The organism is Candidatus Pelagibacter bacterium nBUS_36 (assembly GCF_051201215.1).
GTDB lineage: Bacteria > Pseudomonadota > Alphaproteobacteria > Pelagibacterales > Pelagibacteraceae > Pelagibacter.
In genome coordinates, this window is the sequence record NZ_CP172839.1 from 234,351 (window position 1) to 252,731 (window position 18,381).

Annotated in this window: 20 protein-coding genes; 14 read left to right on the forward strand and 6 right to left on the reverse strand. The window is 31.6% G+C overall.

Annotated elements, in window-relative coordinates:
• Positions 1–35 precede the first annotated feature (35 nt).
• The 14 genes from ACIJYI_RS01220 to ACIJYI_RS01285 all read left to right on the forward strand — a co-directional run bounded on the left by ACIJYI_RS01220 (position 36) and on the right by ACIJYI_RS01285 (position 12,124).
• Complete coding sequence (locus ACIJYI_RS01220; RefSeq protein ID WP_435097615.1) at positions 36–929, forward strand: branched-chain amino acid ABC transporter permease; 894 nt, start codon at positions 36–38, stop codon at positions 927–929.
• Positions 929–1,981 (forward strand): branched-chain amino acid ABC transporter permease, encoded by a 1,053-nt coding sequence (locus ACIJYI_RS01225; RefSeq protein WP_435114314.1) that lies wholly within the window; start codon positions 929–931, stop codon positions 1,979–1,981. Before ACIJYI_RS01220 ends, ACIJYI_RS01225 begins: the two co-directional genes overlap by 1 nt.
• Positions 1,981–2,721 (forward strand): ABC transporter ATP-binding protein, encoded by a 741-nt coding sequence (locus tag ACIJYI_RS01230; RefSeq protein ID WP_435114315.1) that lies wholly within the window; start codon positions 1,981–1,983, stop codon positions 2,719–2,721. Before ACIJYI_RS01225 ends, ACIJYI_RS01230 begins: the two co-directional genes overlap by 1 nt.
• On the forward strand, positions 2,721–3,506 hold the full coding sequence (locus ACIJYI_RS01235; protein ID WP_435114316.1) for an ABC transporter ATP-binding protein: 786 nt from the start codon (positions 2,721–2,723) through the stop codon (positions 3,504–3,506). The genes ACIJYI_RS01230 and ACIJYI_RS01235 overlap by 1 nt, the downstream gene beginning before the upstream one ends.
• Entirely contained in the window at positions 3,506–4,210 is a 705-nt protein-coding gene (locus ACIJYI_RS01240) for an AzlC family ABC transporter permease (RefSeq protein WP_435114317.1), read from the forward strand. Before ACIJYI_RS01235 ends, ACIJYI_RS01240 begins: the two co-directional genes overlap by 1 nt.
• Positions 4,200–4,523: an AzlD domain-containing protein gene (locus ACIJYI_RS01245; protein ID WP_435114318.1), complete on the forward strand. Its 324-nt coding sequence runs from the start codon at positions 4,200–4,202 to the stop codon at positions 4,521–4,523. Before ACIJYI_RS01240 ends, ACIJYI_RS01245 begins: the two co-directional genes overlap by 11 nt.
• Positions 4,523–5,434, forward strand: a complete 912-nt coding sequence (glaH, locus tag ACIJYI_RS01250; RefSeq protein WP_435114319.1) for a glutarate dioxygenase GlaH — start codon at positions 4,523–4,525, stop codon at positions 5,432–5,434. Before ACIJYI_RS01245 ends, glaH begins: the two co-directional genes overlap by 1 nt.
• Before the next feature lie 33 nt (positions 5,435–5,467).
• Complete coding sequence (locus ACIJYI_RS01255) at positions 5,468–6,235, forward strand: pyrroline-5-carboxylate reductase (RefSeq protein ID WP_435114320.1); 768 nt, start codon at positions 5,468–5,470, stop codon at positions 6,233–6,235.
• A 6-nt stretch (positions 6,236–6,241) separates the two neighbouring features.
• Positions 6,242–7,036: an ABC transporter ATP-binding protein gene (locus tag ACIJYI_RS01260; protein WP_435114321.1), complete on the forward strand. Its 795-nt coding sequence runs from the start codon at positions 6,242–6,244 to the stop codon at positions 7,034–7,036.
• Positions 7,036–7,743 (forward strand): ABC transporter ATP-binding protein, encoded by a 708-nt coding sequence (locus tag ACIJYI_RS01265; RefSeq protein WP_435114322.1) that lies wholly within the window; start codon positions 7,036–7,038, stop codon positions 7,741–7,743. The genes ACIJYI_RS01260 and ACIJYI_RS01265 overlap by 1 nt, the downstream gene beginning before the upstream one ends.
• A gap of 1 nt (position 7,744) precedes the next feature.
• On the forward strand, positions 7,745–8,755 hold the full coding sequence (locus ACIJYI_RS01270) for a branched-chain amino acid ABC transporter permease (RefSeq protein WP_435114323.1): 1,011 nt from the start codon (positions 7,745–7,747) through the stop codon (positions 8,753–8,755).
• A 35-nt stretch (positions 8,756–8,790) separates the two neighbouring features.
• Positions 8,791–10,122, forward strand: a complete 1,332-nt coding sequence (locus ACIJYI_RS01275; RefSeq protein WP_435114747.1) for a branched-chain amino acid ABC transporter permease — start codon at positions 8,791–8,793, stop codon at positions 10,120–10,122.
• 75 nt (positions 10,123–10,197) lie between these two features.
• Positions 10,198–11,361 carry an MFS transporter gene (locus ACIJYI_RS01280; protein ID WP_435114324.1) on the forward strand — a complete coding sequence of 388 codons (1,164 nt, stop codon included), beginning with the start codon at positions 10,198–10,200 and terminating at the stop codon, positions 11,359–11,361.
• Between the two features lies 1 nt (position 11,362).
• The gene (locus tag ACIJYI_RS01285; protein ID WP_435114325.1) at positions 11,363–12,124 is read left to right on the forward strand and encodes a sulfite exporter TauE/SafE family protein; all 762 of its coding nucleotides are present in this window, start codon (positions 11,363–11,365) and stop codon (positions 12,122–12,124) included.
• Positions 12,125–12,176: 52 nt separating this feature from the next.
• Here ACIJYI_RS01285 and ACIJYI_RS01290 read toward each other — a convergent pair whose 3' ends face one another.
• The 6 genes from ACIJYI_RS01290 to ACIJYI_RS01315 all read right to left on the reverse strand — a co-directional run bounded on the left by ACIJYI_RS01290 (position 12,177) and on the right by ACIJYI_RS01315 (position 18,322).
• Positions 12,177–13,367, reverse strand: a complete 1,191-nt coding sequence (locus ACIJYI_RS01290; RefSeq protein ID WP_435114326.1) for an ABC transporter substrate-binding protein — start codon at positions 13,365–13,367, stop codon at positions 12,177–12,179.
• A gap of 77 nt (positions 13,368–13,444) precedes the next feature.
• On the reverse strand, positions 13,445–14,302 hold the full coding sequence (locus ACIJYI_RS01295; RefSeq protein WP_435114327.1) for a DMT family transporter: 858 nt from the start codon (positions 14,300–14,302) through the stop codon (positions 13,445–13,447).
• Between the two features lie 4 nt (positions 14,303–14,306).
• Complete coding sequence (locus tag ACIJYI_RS01300; protein WP_435114328.1) at positions 14,307–15,788, reverse strand: aldehyde dehydrogenase; 1,482 nt, start codon at positions 15,786–15,788, stop codon at positions 14,307–14,309.
• The gene (locus tag ACIJYI_RS01305) at positions 15,781–16,563 is read right to left on the reverse strand and encodes an alpha/beta fold hydrolase (RefSeq protein ID WP_435114329.1); all 783 of its coding nucleotides are present in this window, start codon (positions 16,561–16,563) and stop codon (positions 15,781–15,783) included. Before ACIJYI_RS01305 ends, ACIJYI_RS01300 begins: the two co-directional genes overlap by 8 nt.
• 5 nt (positions 16,564–16,568) lie before the next feature.
• A complete protein-coding gene (locus tag ACIJYI_RS01310) occupies positions 16,569–17,156 on the reverse strand; it encodes an amino acid synthesis family protein (RefSeq protein WP_435090715.1) in 588 nt (195 codons plus the stop codon).
• The gene (locus tag ACIJYI_RS01315; RefSeq protein WP_435114330.1) at positions 17,156–18,322 is read right to left on the reverse strand and encodes an LLM class flavin-dependent oxidoreductase; all 1,167 of its coding nucleotides are present in this window, start codon (positions 18,320–18,322) and stop codon (positions 17,156–17,158) included. The genes ACIJYI_RS01310 and ACIJYI_RS01315 overlap by 1 nt, the downstream gene beginning before the upstream one ends.
• Between the last annotated feature and the right edge of the window lie 59 nt (positions 18,323–18,381).

Here is an 18,381-nt window from a genome sequence, read left to right on the forward strand (position 1 = left end):
TAGGGGGCATTTTTTAATAAACACTTTAAGAATTTATGGACTTTCTAATTTTCCAAGCACCAATGTTGATGGTTCAAGCGTCAATGGACGGAATACTTTTAGGTATTTTGTTTGCACTAATTGCTTATGGAATGGCATTACAGTGGGGAGTAATGAATATAATTAATATTGCTCAAGGAGAGTTAGTGATCATGGGTGGATACATTGCTTACTTTATGTATCTTTCTGGAATACACCCAGCCTTTGGAATAATTGTTTCACCAATTATTATGTATTGTGTGGGTTGGGGAATGTACAAACTTGTTATTAACAAAGTAGTTGATAAAGATTTATTTACATCAATACTTGCAACATTTGGAATAAGTATTCTAGCACAACAGTTAATGAACTTTGCATTTGGTGCAGATGTTGTGGTTGCTCAGTCAAATTTTGGAACAACCATGTTATTTGATAATATGGTTACAATTCCTAATGCTAAAATATTTTCAGGGGCAGTTTGCGTAATATCAGCAATTATTCTTGTTGTTTATATGAGAAAATCTAAGTTAGGCCGCGCAATAAGAGCAACAGCACAAAATGCAAGAGCAGCAAAGATTTTAGGTGTTGATACTGAAAAAGTTTATGCAGCAACTTTTGGAATTAACGCAGCTCTATGTGGAATAGCGGGTGCGTGTATAGCAATTACATTTACGCTTCATCCTTATACGGGATTACCCTACACCGTCAGATCTTTTATGATTGTAATTATTGCTGGATTAGGAAATTTACCAGCAGTAGCAATATCTGGAATGGGTTTAGGGGTATTTGAAGAATGGGCAGACTATTTGCTTGGAACAGAGTTTAGAATAGCAGCAGTATTTTCATTACTAGTAATTATACTAGTTTACAGAAGGTTTAAATTATCAAGAAAAAGAGAGTATTTAAAATAATGAATAAAAACACTCTTTTATATTTAGGACTATTAGTTTTTGGATTAGTTGGAGCATTTTTGTTTCCAGCTTACAAACTTCAATTATCATTTCTTTATATTTTGATTGTACTAGCTATGACATGGGATGTTCAAGGGGGTCAAATGGGCTACAATACATTTGGTAATATATTATTCTTTGGTATTGGAATGTATGTTGCATCGAGCACTCAAATAGCAATGTTTTTTTCATTAGCTGAATGGACAGATGCTGGTGGTGAAAAAACTTTTGTGCATACTATTCCACAATTTTTCCAAGGTTTTGGTGTAGGAATAATTTTATCAGGAATAATCCCAATGATTATAGCTGGAGTTATAGGTTATGGAATTTTAGGTTTAAGAGGTCACTATTTTGCAATTTGTACATTGGCATTAGGAATTGCTGCTGGAGAAATAGCTGGAGGAATAGAAATTATTGGAGCAGGTCAAGGTATGACAGTTCCTGTTTGGCCAAAGGGATTTGGTTCTAACGAGTTTTCATCACAATTTTTATATTACTTAAGTTTTGCTTTAGCAGTTGTAACTTTTGTTACTTTAAAATGGGCATACAGCACTAGGTTTGGATTAGTTTTAAATGCAATAAGAGACAATGAAGACAAAGCAGAGGCAATGGGAATTCATACAATGAGATATAAAATTATTGGCTGGATGGTTTCAGCATTTTTTGTCGGAATAGCTGGTGGGTTAATGGGTCATATCAATGGTTACATTGAGCCGACAGAAATTGCATTTGCTGGACCAACATTTGGAGTGTTTATGGTATTAATGGCAATCCTTGGTGGAAAAGGAACTTTATGGGGACCACTTGTTGGTGCAACTGTTTTTCATTTATTTAAAGAAGGTTTTTGGACATACTTTTTAGGTTGGCAGTATGTTGCTTTGGGAGTTTTAATTGTAGTAATTGTTGTTTATTTTCCTGAGGGAATAATGGGATGGTTAAGAGAAAAATACCCTGAAAAATTTGGTGAAACAATTGATGAAGCAGATCGAAAGGCACAGGTAGAATTAAAATAATGTCTATATTAGATGTAACAGGAGTTAGTAAATCTTTTGGTGGTGTAAAGGCTAACGTTGATATTTCAATGTCTGTTGAACAAGGATCAATTGTTGGGTTAATTGGACCAAATGGATCAGGAAAAACAACTCTATTTAATTCTATTGTTGGAACCTATCCAATTGACAAGGGTTCAATTAAATTTGATGGAACAGAAGTTTCCGAATTACCTGTACCTGTTGTTGCAAAATTGGGATTGCTAAGAACTTTTCAACAAACAAGAATCTATGGAAAATTAAACTGTATTGAAAATATGTTAATTAGTCATAAGCCTGAAAATGATGGAATCTTTACTGTATTTCAAAAAATACCATCTGATTTAACTGATAAAGCTGAAACTTTACTAAAATTTGTTGGTCTTCACCAAAAAAGAAAGCTTAGAGCAGGAGACCTTTCTTTTGGTCAACAAAAATTATTAGAACTTGCTATGGCACTAATGAATGAGCCTAAAATGCTTTTATTGGATGAGCCAACAGCAGGAATTAATCCAACATTAATAAATGGAATTATTGATCGTTTGATTAAAGTAAATAAAGAATATGGGATTACTTTGTTGGTTATTGAACACAATATGAAAGTAATTATGAACTTAGCTCAAAAAGTTTTTTGTTTAGCGCATGGTCAAATGCTAGCTAATGGAACACCTGAAGAAATAAAAAATGATAAGCGAGTATTAGATGCTTACTTGGGGGCTCAATAATGTCTAGCCAATATGATGTATTAGGAAAAGCACCTGGACCAGAAGAGTTACAAAAATTATCTCCTGATAATAATCATGTAACTATTAATAAATTATCTGCTGGTTATGGAAAAATGGAAATTCTTCATGATTTTGATCTACGAGTAAACAAAGCCCAATCTTTATGTTTGATTGGACCAAATGGTGCGGGAAAATCTACAATACTTCATTCAATTTATGGATTTACAAATATTTTTTCAGGACAAATAGAAATTGATGGAAAAGAAATTACAAATTTAACGCCAGCAGAAAAATTAAAGTCATGTGGTATTGCTTATATTTTACAAGATAACTCTGTTTTTCCAGATATGACAGTTGAAGAAAATTTATTGATGGGCGGTTATATAAAAGAAAATACAGATGAATCTTACCAAGAGGCAGAAAGAATTTTTGAAAAATATGAAAGATTAAGAAATAGAAGAAATCAACCAGCTAAAGTTTTATCTGGTGGTGAAAGAAGATTATTAGAAATATCAAGAGCACTTGTTATGAAGCCATCTGTGTTATTGGTAGATGAACCTTCAATTGGTTTAGAGCCAAGATATATCGATATGGTTTTTGAAATCTTAAGAGATCTTCAAGTAAATGAAAAAAAAACAATCATATTAGTAGAACAAAATGCTAAAAAGGGATTAGAGTTTGCAGATATTGGGTATGTACTTGTATCAGGACAAACTGCTATCGCTGGCAAAGGGGATGACTTATTAAACAATCCCGATGTTGGTAGATTATTCCTTGGAGGCTAATGATTAATAAAGAATTTTTCTTTAGAGGCTTCAAATCCATAATAAAACCAGATAGTCCAGCACTTGCCCTTGGATGTTGTTTTATAGCTATCGGAGCATTACTTAAAAATTTAGGATTTAATATTCAAGAAAGTATTTTTTCAACAATGTTAACTTATGCTTTACCAGGTTCATTGGTAATGGCTGAGTCATTGTTAGTTGGAGCATCATTATTAAATATTTTTTTAGCTGTTTGGTTTGTTAATGCTCGATTATATCCAATGGCTGTTTCTCTATTCCCATTAATGATTCATAAAAGCCAACCAAAATGGAAATATTATTTCTCATGCCATTTCATTGCTGTGTCTGCATGGCTTATAATGAAAAGTAATTATAAAAGTATTGAGAAAAAAAATAGAATAGATTTTTGGATTGGTATTGGTTGTGCAACTTGGACAACAGCTGTAATTGGAACTATCATTGGATTTTATACCTCTGACTATCTTGATAAAAATATTATGATGGGTCTAGCAATTTTAAATCCTATTTATTTCCTATGTATGATGGTAGGTGCAATGAAAACTATCCAAATTGGGGCGTCAGTAATATTAGGTTTATTACTTGGGCCAATTTTTTATTTTTTTTCTCCAGAATGGTCAATTTTACTTGGTGGACTGATTGGTGGAACTATTGCTTACTTTATAGGAGAATTACGTGTCAGCTAGTGTAGTTCTTGCAATTATAGTTACATCGTTTGCTACTTTTTCTTCTAGATTATTAGGTGTTATTTCATCAAAAGGAATTAAGGAAACTTCAAAATTATTTAGATGGTTTAATTGTTTAGCTTACTCAACTTTAGCTGCATTGATTGCAAGAACAATTATTTTTCCTGTAGGAGCGTTAACTGATGCAAGCTATTTAAGTAGAGGAACAGTAGTATTATTTTGCTTATTTATATTTTTTATATCTAAAAGAAATTTTGTTTATCCAACAGTAATTTCTGCTATCATGATGGCATTACTAAGTGAGCACTTATAATGGAAAAAATTGCTGGTCTAACAATTTCAAAACACAATAATTCGAAAAGAATAATTAATATTGATATTGAAAATGAAATTATTGAAAAACTAATATTCCCTTTCAATAAATTTGATTTAACAGCATTAGAGCTCAAACCTTTTACACGCTTTACAATTGCAAAAAGCTTAGACGATCTTACAAATAATAAACTTAGCAAATTAATGAATTCTATAATTAGGGACAGATCTACGGGATGTTTTGTAATTGGTCCTAAAAATATTACAGCAAAAATTAATGATAAATTTCTAGTTAAACTATCTACAGCTATCGCTCATTTGATTGGAATTCCTAACCATGATTCTATGGCAGGTAAATATTACGCACGGTTTGTTGTGAAGCATGAAGACAAAAGTGACTCGTATTTAAGAAAAGCATATAGAAATATGGATCTTCATACTGATGGTACTTATGTTAAAGAAATTACAGACTGGTTATTAATGTCTAAAATTGACGAACAAAATGTAGAAGGTGGAGAGACAGCAATGTTACACCTAGATGATTGGGAACACTGTGAGGATCTATATAATGATCCTGTAGGTAGACAGAATTTTATTTGGGGCTCACCTAAAAGTAAAAATATTGATTATAAAGTAGAACATCCAGTTTTTTCATCTGATAAAAATGGCAAACCTAATATTTCTTATATTGATCAATTTCCTGAGCCTAAAAATATGGAACAAGGTAATTTTTTACAAAGATTATCAGATGCTTTAGAAGAAAGTAAAAATAAAACTATTACTAAACTACCTGTTGGATCTGCAATAATTGCTAATAATTACTTTTGGCTTCATGGGAGAAAACCTTTTAAAGAAAATGAAGAATTAAGTAGAGAATTATTAAGAATTAGAGGCTCCTTTTTTATTAATTAATTGAATATAATCAATATAAAGTAACCAAAATTTATGAATTTAGGATTTATAGGTACGGGCAAAATAGCATCATCAGTAATCACTGGTATTTGCAAATCTAAAATTTCATTTAATAAAATTATAATTTCACCAAGAAACAAAAGAATTGCTAAGAATTTAAAAAAAAGATTTAGAAAAGTAATAATTGCTAAAGATAATCAACAAATTGTTGATAAGTGTGATTGGGTATTTTTATCAGTTACACCTACAGTAGGAGATAAAATAATCAAAGAGTTAAAATTTAAATCAACACAAACTATAATTAGTTTTATTTCTACAATAACTTTATCTCAGTTAAAAAAAGCAATAAAAGTTAAAGCTAAAATTGTAAGAGCTATACCTTTGCCGCCAATTTCACTAAAAAAAGGACCAGTACCTATCTGTCCTCCTAACAAAAAAGTTAAAGCATTCTTTGACAAAGTTGGAACAACTGTTGAAATAAAAAATGAAAAATTATCTATTAATTTTTGGTCTACATCAGGAATGATGGCGCCTTTTTATCAATTGTTAAATTCAATGACAAACTGGTTAGTTAAAAGAGGTGTTAAAAGAGATAATGCTCAAAAATATATAACTTCTTTATTTTTAGCTTTGTCAGAAGACGCTGTTGTTAATTCAAAAAAAGATTTAAAATATTTGGTAAAAGAGTCTCAGACTCCTAAGGGATTAAATGAACAAGGTGTTAAAGAACTAACAAAAGCTGGTTTTTATAAATCTTTAGAGAAAACTCTCAATAGTATACATAAAAGATTAAATAAATAAAATTTCATGGATCAACAACAGAATATTTTACAAATCGAAAATCTATCCAAATATTTTGGAGGGTTAGCTGCAGTTTCAGATTGCTCTTTAAAAATTAAGAAGGGCTCTATCACAGGAATTATTGGACCTAATGGTTCAGGTAAAACTACTTTATTTAATTTAATTGCCGGAAATTTAAAATCTTCTCAAGGAAAAGTTCTTTTTAATAATGAAGATGTGACTGATGTTCCTTCGTATGAATTATTTTCAAAAGGAATTTTAAGAACATTTCAAATAGCACATGAGTTTACAAATTTATCAGTTTTAGAAAATTTAATGATGGTACCAACAAATCAATCTGGAGAAAAATTAATGACTGCTTTATTAAAACCAAGTTTAGTTAGAACTGAAGAATTAGCAGTAAAACAAAAAGCCCAGGACGTAGTTGATTTCTTAAACCTTACCCACTTATCAAATGAATTAGCAGGAAATTTATCGGGTGGTCAAAAAAAATTATTAGAACTTGGAAGAACTATGATGGCTGATGCAAAAATAGTATTGCTCGATGAAGTCGGAGCAGGAGTTAACAGAACGTTACTTAAAGAGCTTGGAACTGCAATCCTTAAACTAAATAAAGAGCAAGGGTATACATTTTGTATGATTGAGCATGATATGGATTTTATTAGTAGATTGTGTGACCCAGTTATTGTCATGGCTGAAGGATCTGTCTTATTTGAAGGAACTGCTGATGAAGTTAAAAAAGATGAGAAAGTTATAGAAAGTTATTTGGGCAGAGGATCAAAACTAAAGGATGAAAATTAATGGCATTTTTTGAAGGTATAAAAATGACAGGTGGTTATGGCAATGGTCCTGATATAATTAATTCTTGTTCAGTTGATGTGAATAGGGGCGAAATAGTTTCAATTCTTGGGCCTAATGGAGCTGGGAAATCGACAGCAATGAAAGCTATGCTTGGTCTTTTAGATTTAAAATCAGGCTCTGTAGTAATTGATGGAAAAGATATCTCAAAACTTTCTCCACAAGAAAGAGTGAGAGCTGGAATTTCATTTGTACCTCAAACAAAAAATGTTTTTGCTGGAATGACAGTTGAAGAGAATTTAGAAATGGGAGCCTATCTAAGAGATGATAACTTTCAAAATATTATAGAGGAAATTTATGATTTATTTCCCATATTAAGAGAAAAAAGAAGTCAGTTAGTTGGTGAATTATCAGGCGGTCAAAGACAACAAGTTGCTCTTGGAAGAGCATTAATGATTAAGCCATCAGTATTAATGTTGGATGAGCCCACTGCTGGTGTTTCTCCGATAGTTATGGATGAATTATTTGATCACATTATTAAAGTTAAAAGAACAAATGTTGCAATTTTAATGGTTGAGCAAAATGCTAAACAAGCACTTAACATTTCTGATCGTGGATATGTACTTGTTACTGGTGAAAATAAATATGCAGGTACTGGTAAAGAGTTATTAAATGACCCAAGAGTAAGAAGCTCTTTTTTGGGAGGATAGTATGGATTTATTAAACGCAATTATATTACTGTTAAATTATATATTTGTTCCTGCCTTAGCTTATGGATCACAACTAGCGCTTGGTGCAATTTTTGTAACTTTAATCTATGGAATTTTAAGATTTGCAAATTTTGCAACTGGAGACATGATGGCATTTGGAACTATGGTAACTATTTTATTCACATGGTACTTTCAATCAATTGGAATTTCTCTAGGTGTTTTACCAACAGCTCTTCTTGCAATACCGTTTGCGATAATTTTTATGATTGGCTACATGCTCTTTGTAGATAAATTTGTTTTTAGATATTATAGAGTTAACAAAAGTCCTCCCGTCCAACTTGCAATGGTTAGCATTGGTGTAATGTTTGTAACACAAGCTGTTGTTAGAATAATAATTGGACCATCTGATAGAAGGTTTTTTGATGGAGAAAAATTTATTATTAAAGCGGGTGAATTTAAAGAAATGACAGGACTTAACGAAGGATTAGCAATTAAATCAAGTCAGGTAATAACTATATTTGTAACACTTATATTGGTTTCAATTCTATTTTGGTTTTTAAATAAAACAAAGACAGGAAAGAGTATGCGTGCTTATTCAGATAATGAGGATTTAGCTTTATTATCAGGAATTGACCCTAAAAGAGTGGTCATGATTACTTGGATTATCGCAGGTATTTTAGCAACAATTGGAGGTGCTTTATATGGTTTAGATAAAAGCTTTAAGCCTTTTACCTACTTTAACAATATGCTACCAATTTTTGCTGCCGCAATTGTTGGGGGTATTGGAAATCCTTTTGGAGCATTTTTGGGAGGTTACGTTATAGCTTTTTCAGAAATATTTATAACTTACGCATATAAGAAATTTTTTATGTATATTTTGCCAGAAAGCATGGAGCCTGAAACTTTAGTGCAACTATTATCAACAGATTATAAATTTGCTGTCTCATTCTCCATACTGGTCATTGTTTTATTATACAGGCCTAATGGAATATTTAAAGGGAAGGTATTGTGAGAAAAAATCTAAATATAATTGCTGCTTACACAATAATGATGGGCTTAATTATTTTGGTTGGGATATTTCAATCATGGAACGTTGCTCTTTCAATTTTTAATATGTGTTTAATTTCTGCAGTAATGACAATGGGAGCAAATGTACAATGGGGTTACGCTGGTTTAATTAATTTTGGTCTTATGGGTTATGCTGCACTAGGTGGTTTAGCTGCAGTTTTAATATCAGTTGATCCAGTTCAAGAAGCGTGGCGTGCAGGTGGTTTCGACATTTTGATGTGCCTATGGCTCATTATCGTAATGATTTTGGCTATTCGCTTCATCTTGAAGAATTTTGCTAAATCAAATTTTAGAACTTATGGAATTGCAGCAATCATTATTGCTGGAATTATAATTATTAGAGTAACTGCCGAACCTGGCATTGAAGCTATTGAAGCAGTTAATCCTGCTAAAACAGGATTTCTTGGAGGCTTTGGATTGCCAATAATGTTTTCATGGATAGTGGGAGCTTTCTTTGCTGGCGGGCTTGCATTCGTAGTTGGAAAGGTTGCACTTGGATTACGAGCTGACTATTTGGCAATTGCCACATTACTAATTTCTGAAATTGTTATTGCAATAATTAAACATGAAGATTGGTTATCAAGAGGGGTTAAAAATGTCATTGGATTAGATAGACCAGTACCTTACGAGGTTAATCTTCAAGCTACGGAATGGTTTATCAATCTAGTTGCAAAATTTAATACAAGTAAATTAGAATTAATTTCTAATGTAGCTGACAAACAAGCTGCGCTTAATCAATTAGTAATTGAAGGATCATCAGTTTTTGTAAAACTTTGTTACTCAGGATTATTTTTAGTCATTGTAATAGCATTATTAATAGTTACTCAAAAAGCTCTTTATTCTCCATGGGGAAGAATGATGAGAGCAATTAGAGACAATGAAGAAGCAGCAAATGCTATGGGTAAAAATGTTGTTAAACAACATTTGTTAATATTTATTTTAGGTTCAGCAATAGTTGGAATTGCAGGAGCAATGCTTGTAACTCAGGATGGTTTATTTACGCCAGGAAGTTACAGACCAATGAGATATACTTTTCTTATATGGGTGATGGTTATAGTTGGTGGAAGTGGTAATAATTTTGGAGCTATTTTGGGGGGATTTGCAGTATGGTTTTTATGGATAGAGGCGGCACCAATCGCATTATTTTTAATAAATCTATTTACAGCAGGAATGGCAGATACTCATGCATTGAAAATTCATTTAATTGAGAGCGTTCCTTACTTTAGATATTTGATGATGGGCCTTGGTTTGTTATTAATAATGAGATACCGTCCAAAAGGTATACTTCCAGAAAAAATAGAGATTAAATAATTACTATATGAAATATATAATATTAGGTGCCGCAATAGCTTGGGCCATGTATATAGCAGATAAGTATATGTTTTAATGAACAAAAATCTTTGGCTATTAATATTAAGTCAGATTTTTGCATTCACTGCTGCGCCAGTTACAGTTTTTTTAAGTGGAATAATTGGTTCTCAATTTAGTCCTATAAAATTATTAGCAACTCTACCGATGGCACTTTCAATTGTGGGAATAGCTATTTTTGCAATTTTTGCAGCGAAAGTTATGAGTGTAATTGGAAGACGAGCAGGCTTTATATTTGCATCAGTTGGTAGCTCATTGTCAGCATTGTTAGCATCATATTCTATTATTATTGAAAGCTTTATCTTATTTAACTTAGCAAACTTTTTACTCGGTGCGGGAGTAGCGTTTAGTCATCAATATCGTTTTGCAGCTGTTGAAACTGTCTCTAAAGAAATGGCACCTAAGGCAATATCAATTATATTATTAGCTGGAATAGGTTCAGCTTTTATAGGACCAAATGTTGCCAATATAACAAAAGAAATTTTAGCTGAGCATTTATATGCTGGATCTTATATTGCACTTGCAGCTTTAACTCTGACCTCAACAATTTTTTTATTATTTTATAAGGACGGACATAAAAGAAACCATGTTAATAAAAAAATTTCTCGTAGTTATTTAGAGTTAATCTCACAACCAAGATTTTTACAAGCTTTGATCGCTTCAGCGTTTGCTTATGCAGTAATGTCATTTTTAATGACAGCAACACCAATAAGTATGCATGTAATGGAAAAAATTAGTTTAACTAAAACAGGACTTGTAATTCAGCTTCATATCGCTGCAATGTTTTTACCATCTCTTATAACTGGAAACTTGATAAAAAAATTTGGTCATAGCAAAATAATGTATGTGGGTGTTATGTTATTTTCAGTTACAATTTTAACAAGTTTATTTGAACAAAATTTTTTTAATTATCTAATAGCTTTAATCTTTCTTGGGTTAGGTTGGAATTTTTTATTTATATCGGGTACTAGTTTATTAGTTTTGTCTTATAGAGAAGAAGAGAAATTTAAGGCACAAGGGTTTAATGATCTTATAGTATATTCGGTACAAGCAGTTGCAAGTTTATCAGCTGGTATATTTATCAGCTTAACTAGCTGGAAAACAATGAATTTAGTTTGTGTAGTTTTTCTAATAATTATTATTATTTCAACTTTAAGAGCAGACTTTAAAGAACAAAAATAAAATGGATTTATTATTATATTTACAGCTAAGTGTATTTGAATCTTTTTTAATAATTTTAATAGTTTTAGCTGCATCTATAATAAGAGGGTTTAATGGTTTTGGATTTTCTGCGATATGTATTTCATTAATTTCTTTTATTTTACCAACGATTGAAATAGTTCCAATAATTTTACTTCTAGAAGTACTAGTCAGTATTTTTATGTTTCGTTATATTTGGAATAATATAGATTGGAAATTCGTTATCCAAATACTTTTAGGAGTATCAATAGGAGGCCCTATAGGTCTTTATTTATTAAAATTTTTATCTCCAAATATCACTCATCTTTCAATTTGTATAATAATAATATTTTTTGTAATTTTGCAACTTCAAGGATATTCCAATAAAAACATTAATAATTTACCTACTAAAATTTCAGCAGGGATAATATCTGGAGTGATTAATGGACTTGGTACCTTAGGTGGTATGCCTATCTCACTTTTTTTACTTATTACAAGAGTTAAACCAATTGTTATAAGAGGATCATTAGCAGCAATATTTTTTTTTTCTGATACTTATCTTTTTAATTTAAGTTTTTATTCAGGAATTGTGGACTACACAGTTTTTCTAAGAGCACTTCCTTTGGTGACTGTTCTACCTATTGGTGTATTTATAGGGAATAAGTTATTTGTTAAAAGTAAAGAAGAAACATATAGAAAAACTGTTTTTTATTTTCTTATTATGATTTCTATTATTGGAATTATTAGAACTATTAATAATTTCTAAAAAAAATCCCCTTACAAAGCAATGTAAGGGGATTTTTTAAATTAGATATTAATTATCTTTGTTTTTTAGTTTTAAATTTTCCGCCTTTGATTTCTTGCTCTAAGAAAGAACCTTCAGCTTCACCAACGCTAGTAAAAGTTACTCCAGTTGCACCTTCGTAATTTACTTTTTTACCTTTGGCTAATAAATCTAATCCTTTTTTAAGCTCACCTGGATAAATTTTAGTTCCAGGAGCATTAGCAACATCCATCACATTTTTTGCAATTGATGCTCTGTCAGCTGAATTACCAGCTTGCATTGCTAAAACTATTAAAGCAGCTGCGTCGTAAGACTCACCAGTGTATGGACCAGAAGAATCAATACCAGCAGCTTTTGCTACGTCAGCAAATACTCCAGCACCTTTTCCAGTTGATCCTGGCATTGTTCCAAAAGATTTACTTAAACCTTTTCCAAATGCATCAACTAGTGATTGACCAATCATACCATCTGATAAAACAAAAGTGTCAAAAGCACCTGAGTCTAATGCAGCTTGAATCATACCTTTTCCACCTTGGTCAAGATATCCAATTACAGCCATAGCATCACCACCAGCTGAAGCTAGTGTTGCAACTTCAGATGAGTAGTCAGCTTTACCATCTTCATGAGCGGTAACAGCTGTAACTTTGATACCATGAGCTTCGGCAGCAGCTTTATAAACATCTGCTAAACCTTTTCCGTAGTCATTATTAGTATAAGTTATAGCTACACTTTTAACTTTTCTATCTTTAGTTACGTCAGCTAAAATTTGACCACCTCTAGCATCAGAAGGAGCTGTTCTAAAAAAGAATCCTTTGTCATCTAGAGTTGTTAATCCTGGTGAAGTTGCAGAAGGTGAAATCATCACTACACCATTTGGTACAGCAACGTTTGATGCAATTGCACCAGTTACACCTGAACAGTCAGCACCCATAATCGCTGCTACACCTTGTGAAATAACACCTTCAGCTGCTGCAGTTGCTGCTGCTGAGTCAACACAAGTTGAGTTTGCTCTTACTACTTCAATTTTTTTTCCACCCAATAGTGAACCTGAGTCAGAAGCTTCTTTAAAAGCAAGTTCTGCAGATCCAGCCATAGCTGGTGTTAGTGATTCTATAGGACCTGTAAATCCTAAAATAATCCCCATCTTAATCGCATGTCCATCTGCCATTACATTAGTTCCAAAAGTTGAAACAAACATAAATGCAGCAATAAATAGTTTTTTCATTCTCGTCCTTATTATATTGTTAACAATTTATAAAAAGATGATTAAATGATGATTATTAGTACAATTCAATGACAAAATTATTTAGTTTTCTGAAGTAAATATATTGATGTAATAACGATAATTCCTCCAAATACTGTGATTAAAGAGGGCACCTCACCAAAGATAAAGAAAGTTAATATAAGGCCAAATACTGGAAATAGTGAATAAAAAGGCATCACCATTCCAACTGGATAAAATTTATATAAATAAAACATCATCATATGTCCAAGTATTGAAATAATTATTCCAGCATACATAACTGCAAGCCATCCAAAAGGCTCAACGCTATTAATTTGCTCAATAACATTTCCTTCAAATATATGAGAAAAAATAATTAGAACCACAAAACCAATCAATCCCATAATTGAGTTTGTAAATTTTACATCTAAATTTTTAATATACCTTGAGAAAACTTGTGACAATCCATAAAAAAAAGCCATACCAAAAATTAATAATGTTCCAAAAATTTCATCCATAATTTTTGGATCAAAGGCTATCAAAATTATTCCAACGAATGATAGAAATATAAAAATCCATTTTTTAAAACTAATGTTTTCATTTAAAAATAAGGAACTTATTAATATTGCAAACGGTATCGACAGTTGTGCTCCAATTGTAATTGGTGCTAATATTGAAACAGCATTAATAGATAAATATAAAAACATATTCACTCCAGCTCCCATACATAATGAAAATCCAATTAATGGTAGTACATATTTTTTTTTAGGAATTTTTATTTTACAAAATGGTATTAAACATAAAAAAACAAATCCCATTCTTAACGCCCCAAAGAAAATTGGATTCATCGATGCGTTTAAGCCAAATTTACCCAAAGGATAAGCGCTTCCAAGAAAAAACATTACTAAAATGATTAAAGCTGTATGTTTAGGAGACAAAATATTATCTAATTGAAAATGGATCTAAGGATGGTTCGTCAGATGTATAGAACCACGTTGTCTTTATTCTTGTATAATCTTTAATTGAGTCAATTCCTGCCTCTTTTCCATAACCACTATCTTTAATACCTCCAAAGGGTGCCGAAGGAGAAATTAATCTGTAAGTATTTACAAATGTAATACCTGCTCGTATTGCTTTAGACACTCTTAATCCTCTTGAAAGATTACTTGTATAAACTCCTGAAGACAAACCATATTGATTGTCATTCATTTTATTAACAACTTCTTCTTCAGTATCGAATTTCATAACAGATAATACTGGTCCAAATAATTCATTTTCTGCAACAGGCAAATTATGATTGTCACATTCAATAATTGTTGGTGGAAAATAATAACCTTCGTTAGAGAACGAGTCTCTTTTGCCACCACATTTTACTTTTCCACCTTGATTAATTGTATCTTTTATATTTTTTTCAATAGTTTCTAATTGTTTAAAACTACTTAGTGGCCCCATTTCTGTTTCTGGATCCATTGGTGTGCCGATTTTTATTTTTGATGCACGAGTTGAAAGTTTATCTAAAAATTTATCATAAATACCTTTTTGAATATAAAGTCTTGATCCAGCTATACAGCTTTGACCACTAGCACCAAATATTCCAGCAACAATTCCATTTATTGCATTTTCTTGGTCAGCGTCATCAAAAACTGCCACAGGACTTTTTCCACCTAGCTCAAGACTTACTTCAGATAAATTGTCTGCCGAATTCCTGATTATATGCCTTGCTGTTTCTGGGCCACCAGTAAATGCAATTTTTTCAACTAGATCATGGGTGGTAAGTGTTTTTCCACATGGATCACCAAATCCAGTAATAACGTTAACTACACCTTTAGGGATTCCAGTTTTTTCAATTAGCTTAGCAAACTCAAACATAACTGCAGGAGCAAGTTCAGAAGATTTAATTACTACAGTGTTACCCATAGCAAGAGCAGGAGCTAACTTAGTTGCTGTCAAAAACATTTGTGAGTTCCATGGAATAATTGCTGCAATTACACCAATAGGAATTCTGGTTGTTATTGCTTGAATATTTGGTTTATCAATTGGAAGAACTGTACCTTCAACTTTATCTGCTAGACCAGCATAATAATCATAATAGTCAGCAATATAAATTGCTTGTTTTTTAGTTTCTCTAATAATTTTTCCAGTGTCAATTGTTTCAATCTCACCAAGCATTTCAGCATTTCCTCTTAATTGTTCGCCAATCGCTCTTAAAAATTTTGCCCTTTCTTTTGGAAGTAGTTTTGGCCATTCACCTTCAAATGCTTTTTGCGCTGCATTGACTGCTTTATTAACATCATTAGCACTGGCCTCAGGCACAACTGCCCAGGGTTTATTATTTTCAGGATTTAAAGTTTCAAAAGTTTTTTTATTTTCAGAGTCAACCCACTCACCATCAATAAACATTTTATACTGTTTTAATTTAGTCATTCTTTTCAACAAAATCTTTGATACTTAAATTTACCTCATCTGCACACTCAATACCACAAAGATGTTTTCCATCTTTAATAATTTTTAATTCACTATTTTTGATTACTTTACTTAATTCTTGTGACATTTCTATTGTTGAACCATAATCATACTCTCCTGTCATTAATAAAGTATTAATCTTAATTTTTTCAAATTCTTCATCATTTTGATGTTTTACAAAAAGCTCATAAGCTTTTAAAAAGTTTTCAATATTATTTGAAGATAAAATTGAACTAATTTTTTCATAGGTATCTGGGTTATCTTCTAAGTATTTATCTGTAAACCATCTTTTTAAAGCTTGTTTTGAAAGCTTTAAGTCCTTTTTGGCTTGGTTAAATCTTTCATTAACTATTTGCTGTTGTTGCGATGTTCTTTTGTAAATTGAACCTAAAAGAATTAATGACTTCAGTCGATTGTTAAACCTTGTTGAAAAATTTCTAGCAATTAATGATCCAATTGAAAAGCCTACCAAGTGTATCTTGTCTATTGTAAGCTCGTCTATTAAATCTAAAAGTTGATTAGAAAAATCATTAAAATCTATTTGTTCTTTTTCAAGCTTTGATTTTCCATGTCCTAAAATGTCATAAGAAAGTGTGCTATAATTTTTAAAAAAATCTAACTGTGGTTGCCAGATCTCATGAGTTAGGCCAACACCATGAATAAAAACTATTGGTGATGATTGTTCTTTCTTATTAAATAAATAAAAGGTACCTGATGCAGTATTTCCAGTTGTCATCAGTTTTATTTTGGCTCAATACCCATTTCTTTCATATCCTGGTATCTATCACCTGTTCTTGCATGCGCCCTTCCAGATGATGCGCCACCTATAGCGATTACAATTTCATCATCGAATGGAGCATCATGTATGGTGAATTCATGTGTTAAATAATAAGGTCTTAAGCCAGAGTCTGTTTTATGCATCATTGGAATTGAAATTTTTGAACCAGCAGGACCTCTTGTATTTGTAAAACTTAGGTAAGAAGTTCCTCCAACAGCATCTCTAAATTTATTTCCAAATCTTAAAGTATGAATAAATGCTGAAGCATGCTCAATTTCTCCATTAAGGCCAACAGTTCCAGCTTTACCATAAGCTAATATTTTATCTGGAGAACCAATTTCTTTTATTAATTCTGGAACAAGAATATCTCCTAACTTAGGAGCAAGATCTAATATAACTGGTTTTAAATCCTCAACAAAACCTTGGTCAGCCCAAGGGTTTTTAAAAACTGCTGCAACTGAAACAAGCAAAACAGGTTCTTTAGCTTCTTTGCCACCTTCAACAAAAGTCTTATCAACAAATTTTGTAAATTTTCTTAGTTCAAGTTTCATTAACTAGCTTTCTCCACACCATTTTTTTCAAAATTAATTTTTGGTATAACCTCATCATTAAACAGTTTTATACTTCGCATGCAAGCTTCATGATCTATTCCAGGAAAGTTAGACCATACTTGCAGATTTTGAAGATTTAATTCTGATTTAAGCTCATTGATCTTGTTAACAACATATTCTGGAGTTCCAAATAATAAATTTCTTTTGTGAAGAAAATCATAATTTAATAAATCTAGTTTATGTTTTGTTTCTGGCAGTTCTTCACCAGGATCCATGTGATTTCCTAAACCCCTCCAATGACATACCCATTTCATATAATTTATTATATGTTCACCAGCTAATTTTTCTGCTTCTTCCATTGTCTCAGCAATAAACATATCTCTTACTAACGAAATACCTTCACCTAAAGGAACATCTCTATTTTCAGCTTTAGATTTCGCCTCTTGATAAATTTCAAATCTTTTCTTTAATGCTTTTACAGTTGGTATCCACATTATTGTGTTTAGTCCATTTTGTGCTGCCCATTCAATTGATCTAGCTCCATCAACAACTTGCCATATTGGTGGATGTGGATTTTGTTTAGGTTTTGGAACAATACTTATTTTTTTAATTTCATTTGTTTTTGTATCTAAAAATTCTTCACTCGGTGGGCTCATATCGTGTTGCCATGTAAAGTTTGGAGAAGGGTAAGTGTAAAATTCGCCCTGATGACTAAAAAATTTTTCAGTCCAAGCTTTTTTCATTATTGTTAAACTTTCTTCAAACAATCTAAAGTTTTTTGCTTGGTCTTTAAGATCAGCTTCTTTATTCATATTGATAGCTTCTCTTCCATAAATTCCACGACCTATTCCAACATCAACTCTGCCATTAGATAACTGGTCAAGTAAGGCAATATCTTCTGCTAATCGGATGGGGTTATGAAAAGTAATGACATTACAAGCTTGTCCAATTCTAATTTGTTTTGTTCTTGCTGCAGCATCAACCCCCATCATCAAAGGATTTGTACATGACTCCATTCCTTCATGATTAAAATGATGTTCAGTGTACCAAATTGAGTTCCAATTATTTTGATCACAATAAGTAGTGATCTCTTTTACTTCATCTAATAATTGATTGTATGGTTTATGATTCCAATTAGTTGTGTTGCAAAAATATCCAAATTTCATTCAAACCTCCTAAATAATTAAATTTAAGACGATCGATCCCACTTTCGTATAGCTTTGAA

Coding starts and splice junctions, on each gene's coding strand:
- ACIJYI_RS01220 (WP_435097615.1), top strand. CDS start 36: ATGGACTTTCTAATTTTCCAAGCACCAATGTTGATGGTTCAAGCGTCA.
- ACIJYI_RS01225 (WP_435114314.1), top strand. CDS start 929: ATGAATAAAAACACTCTTTTATATTTAGGACTATTAGTTTTTGGATTA.
- ACIJYI_RS01230 (WP_435114315.1), top strand. CDS start 1,981: ATGTCTATATTAGATGTAACAGGAGTTAGTAAATCTTTTGGTGGTGTA.
- ACIJYI_RS01235 (WP_435114316.1), top strand. CDS start 2,721: ATGTCTAGCCAATATGATGTATTAGGAAAAGCACCTGGACCAGAAGAG.
- ACIJYI_RS01240 (WP_435114317.1), top strand. CDS start 3,506: ATGATTAATAAAGAATTTTTCTTTAGAGGCTTCAAATCCATAATAAAA.
- glaH (WP_435114319.1), top strand. CDS start 4,523: ATGGAAAAAATTGCTGGTCTAACAATTTCAAAACACAATAATTCGAAA.
- ACIJYI_RS01255 (WP_435114320.1), top strand. CDS start 5,468: ATGAATTTAGGATTTATAGGTACGGGCAAAATAGCATCATCAGTAATC.
- ACIJYI_RS01260 (WP_435114321.1), top strand. CDS start 6,242: ATGGATCAACAACAGAATATTTTACAAATCGAAAATCTATCCAAATAT.
- ACIJYI_RS01265 (WP_435114322.1), top strand. CDS start 7,036: ATGGCATTTTTTGAAGGTATAAAAATGACAGGTGGTTATGGCAATGGT.
- ACIJYI_RS01270 (WP_435114323.1), top strand. CDS start 7,745: ATGGATTTATTAAACGCAATTATATTACTGTTAAATTATATATTTGTT.
- ACIJYI_RS01275 (WP_435114747.1), top strand. CDS start 8,791: ATGATGGGCTTAATTATTTTGGTTGGGATATTTCAATCATGGAACGTT.
- ACIJYI_RS01280 (WP_435114324.1), top strand. CDS start 10,198: ATGAACAAAAATCTTTGGCTATTAATATTAAGTCAGATTTTTGCATTC.
- ACIJYI_RS01285 (WP_435114325.1), top strand. CDS start 11,363: ATGGATTTATTATTATATTTACAGCTAAGTGTATTTGAATCTTTTTTA.
- ACIJYI_RS01290 (WP_435114326.1), bottom strand. CDS start 13,367: ATGAAAAAACTATTTATTGCTGCATTTATGTTTGTTTCAACTTTTGGA.
- ACIJYI_RS01300 (WP_435114328.1), bottom strand. CDS start 15,788: ATGACTAAATTAAAACAGTATAAAATGTTTATTGATGGTGAGTGGGTT.
- ACIJYI_RS01305 (WP_435114329.1), bottom strand. CDS start 16,563: ATGACAACTGGAAATACTGCATCAGGTACCTTTTATTTATTTAATAAG.
- ACIJYI_RS01310 (WP_435090715.1), bottom strand. CDS start 17,156: ATGAAACTTGAACTAAGAAAATTTACAAAATTTGTTGATAAGACTTTT.
- ACIJYI_RS01315 (WP_435114330.1), bottom strand. CDS start 18,322: ATGAAATTTGGATATTTTTGCAACACAACTAATTGGAATCATAAACCA.